Genomic DNA, 3,631 nt, shown 5'->3' with positions numbered 1-3,631 from the left:
CATTAACTTCGGCCGTAAGCGGCAGGTTGACCTGCGCCACGCCGGGCGGAGGATCAAGGTGGGCGCCTTCGACCCGGGTTACCAGTATGTATTGTTTATTTATCAATTCTTCAGACGTGCTGCGGACGAGCAGTTCCTGCTCTATTTCGACAGGTATCCAGAGCCCGGAACCGCACCAGGTGCCGCCGTCATCCATGTAATTAAACAGCTTAAAAATAATTAATGCCATCCTGCGTTCTTTATAAATAAATACAACAACGTAGTCCGACTTCCTGCTAAAAAAGAAAAACCCTGGGCAAGTTATCAGTTATCTGGGTTTTATGGAAACGGCATTAGACATTAATTGCTTACAATGTAGAAGGCATATGAAGAATCGGACCAAATTTAATAAAAAGCAGAAATATTGCAGCGGGAAGAAAGTTTATTAATAAATAGTGTGAGACTGTTTTTTATAATAAAACCTTTTTCGTATACTCTTTAAATAAAGTCTAATTTTAATAAATTTTATTTATATTTAGTGTGAGGGCCGGACAACAGGTAAGTAACGCCGAAGAAGGTGAATAGTACGGCGGCAAATCCCAGTATTGAAAGCCAGGCGGCACGCCTGCCGCGCCAGGAACCCCGAGACCGTCCGTGGAGGTACAAGGCGTAAACCAGCCAGGTTATCAGCGCCCAGGTTTCCTTGGGGTCCCACCGCCACCAGGCGCCCCAGGCCTCCTCCGCCCACACCGCCCCGGTGATGAGCACCAGCGTTTGAAATGCGAAACCGAAGACGATGGTTCCGTACATCAAACGGTCGAGACGGCCGGGCTCCGGAATAAGGCATTGCAGCCCCTGCACCCGGTTCCCGGGCCGGTCTTTCACAAGGTACATCACAGCCATGGCGAACGCCAGGCCGAATGCGCCGTAAGCCAGGGTGGCGGTTATTACGTGGAACTGGAGCCAGTAGCTCTGGAGCGCGGGCGTCAGGGGTTCAGCAGCCTTTCTTATATAAAAGGCGCAGGCCGTCAGACTTACGATTAACGGTGCGGCGAAGATACCTATACCGGGCATATGGAAGCGGGTACCGGCTATAAGCGTTGCGGCGGCGATGCCAAGACCCATCAACAGCGTGAATTCGTAGGTATTGGCGAAAGGCCAGTGGCCCGACTGTAAGCTTCGGACGGTTAGTCCAAGCAGTTCCGCAACGGCGCCGCCGCCCGCAAAAGCTAATCCGAGTTTAGCCGTGCGCGCGCTTTGAGACCGGGCATATGATACAAAAATCACCATGGCAAGGAAATAACCGATCAAGGCGACGATGAAAAAGTCATTTTCAAGAGACTGCAAGATAATACCCCTTTTCTAATATGGCGTATCAGGTGTTTTTTCCTTTATCCACTCCGGACCTTCCGGGTGCCTTCGCGGGTTCCAGATAAGGTGCGCAAGCACGCCGACGGCGGCAAGGACAAAAGCGCCCAGGGTGTAAACAAGGAGCGGATTTCTTTTAACCCCGAGGGTTGTGTAACGCGAATAACGCTCAAACTGGATTTCTCCGAAGGTGGCAGCGCCGGTTTGCCCGGGAGAGAGGATTCCTCTTGCAAAAGGCTGACCCTGTCGGTAAAAAACGTAAATCATTCGCGGATTCAAGGGTTGTTGGGAGCGTGTGGAGGAGCCTTCCTTGTTATAAATATAATCGGGGTAAAACCACAATCCAAGTTCGTACCCCGCGCCAAGGGAAACCTTCTGCCCCGAAGCGATTTTGTACCGCTGACCTCCAAGACGACCGATTAAAACCCAGCCGCAGTCTAACTGGTAAACCTTCGTGCCGCGGTAGGCAAGGGGGTGGTTTACGGATATATCGCAGTCCTGTACCACCTTATCGTCTTCCAGAACGGCGCAGCGGGTTATGAACTGTTTCGGCGTGCCGTTGGGGTAACGGTCGATTAAGAAATCTTCAATCTGAAGGTCGAAAGGGAATCCCTCATCCGTTAATGCGACCGACTCGCCCGGGACGGCGTTCACCGTTTCCTCTGTCGATACGCGCGGGGTAAGTACCAGGGCGGTAAGAATGAGAATCAGGCTTACATGTAAAATAGTAAGTCCCCAGGCGCCGAGACCCCGCTTGAAGTCGCGCGGAGAAAGGTTTAATGCGGTTTTTGCCCGGTAAAAGGTACAGATGGAAAGGCTGATCGCCAGCCAGACTTCCGCTGCGGTAAACCACCAGGAGTGGTAAATGTTTGTAATACCTATATTGACTGCCAGTTGGCCGAGGGCTTGGCCGTACTGATCGATATAGAAAGCGGGTGGCAAATCCTGAGGGACCAGGGTGCCGACGGCGGAAGCGATTGATAAAAAGGCCAAAACCCCCAGGACGGCCTTGGTTGAGGTGAAGTGGTTTTTGAAAAAAGCACAGCTTTTATTGAGGATTACGGCCACCTCGCTGTATCGCTCAATTCTCCCTATATAACATGGAGGTTTATTCGTGTTAAGTTCCGGGTGATGGAAGGATACTGTCAATAGGACACAGGATAAGAACAACAGGAATGGTCGTCGAAGCAGGAATAAGACCATTTCAATGTGTATTTCAATTGGTGGCGCTAGTGTAAACTTATGGTATCACAATTATTGCAGGACCCTGACCAGTTGCCCGGTGCGGGGATGCTGCGGAAGCTTATTATCCGGCCGGCGACACTGTAGCGTACGTCATCCGCCGTTGTTACCAGAAGGCCCCTTTGATGGATACCGTGGGGGATGGAACTATGGCAGGAGGCACAGGCAAGCTTTTCGTGCCCGCCGCCATACTTGTGGAGATTGTAGCACACCGCCGGGTTACTAAACTTTGAGCGTACTGTTACGGTACCGTCGCCTTCCGCGGTCCCGTCATAGAAAGCCTTGTCGTGGCACCGGTAGCAAAGACTGTCCGCGGTATTGTTGGTTGACCCTCCGGTGCCCCAATACTTGTCGGTAGCGGATCGGTAATAAGGCCCAAGTAGAATGGATTTCTGCCCGTTTGTTTCTCCGGAACCATGCGGTCCTGATACGCTGGAACCATACCCTCCGTGACAGTCGGTGCAATAAAGCTTGCTGTTCCAGCTCCAGGGGTTGCCGTTTCTGTCGGCGCCCGTGAATTTCCCATAGTGATAGTAAGTGCCGGAACCCGCCGGGTATTCAAACGTCTGCGTCATCTTGCTGTCTCCAACCACCGCATGGTAGGAAGGATTGTTGGGACTGAACTCTTTCGCCTGGTCGGTCTCCTTGTATCCTGTACCGGATCGGCTGGGCCAGTCCGGGGGGTTGTTGCGGTAACTGTAGTATGAGTGGCACTTGAAACAAAGCTCGTACTGGTAGTCGATACCGAGCTTGGCGGTGAAGGTGGCGTCTCCAGGCCATGAGTCGAAGGAAGCGGTATTATAGTTTATACTTATACCGGACACTCCCTTGAGCGAACCATATACCGCCGGCGCCACAGCGGTGGTGTTGTCGCACCGGTGCGGGTCGTGGCAATCGAAGCACTCAGCGTGCCGATTTGCCAGGGGCATGTTGTCGTAGCTCTCGGTGTCGCTGTGCTTGCCGGAGGTGTACAGGGTGGGGTGCCGGTATGTACGGACAAGGTCTGTGTTCACGTCGGCCGCGCCGGTGAAGCCGCCGCTCC

General features: G+C 52.7%; 4 protein-coding genes. All 4 read right to left on the bottom strand.

Going from position 1 to position 3,631, the window contains the following annotated elements; all coding sequences use genetic code 11:
- A partial coding sequence (locus AB1500_13055) for a hypothetical protein (protein MEW6184075.1) occupies window positions 1-229 on the bottom strand: 229 nt, incomplete at its 3' end.
- Between the two features lie 275 nt (window positions 230-504).
- Window positions 505-1,326, bottom strand: coding sequence for a c-type cytochrome biogenesis protein CcsB (gene ccsB, locus AB1500_13050; protein ID MEW6184074.1), 822 nt, complete (start codon window positions 1,324-1,326; stop codon window positions 505-507).
- A 15-nt stretch (window positions 1,327-1,341) separates the two neighbouring features.
- Window positions 1,342-2,340 carry a cytochrome c biogenesis protein ResB gene (locus tag AB1500_13045; GenBank protein MEW6184073.1) on the bottom strand — a complete coding sequence of 333 codons (999 nt, stop codon included), beginning with the start codon at window positions 2,338-2,340 and terminating at the stop codon, window positions 1,342-1,344.
- Window positions 2,341-2,576: 236 nt separating this feature from the next.
- The coding region (locus AB1500_13040; protein MEW6184072.1) for a hypothetical protein at window positions 2,577-3,631 on the bottom strand (1,055 nt) is incomplete at its 5' end.

The sequence above is a fragment of the Bacillota bacterium genome (assembly GCA_040755295.1).
GTDB lineage: Bacteria > Bacillota > Desulfotomaculia > Desulfotomaculales > Ammonificaceae > SURF-55.
Note: the sequence above shows the minus strand (reverse complement) of the source record. Positions and strands in the feature narration are given on the sequence as shown.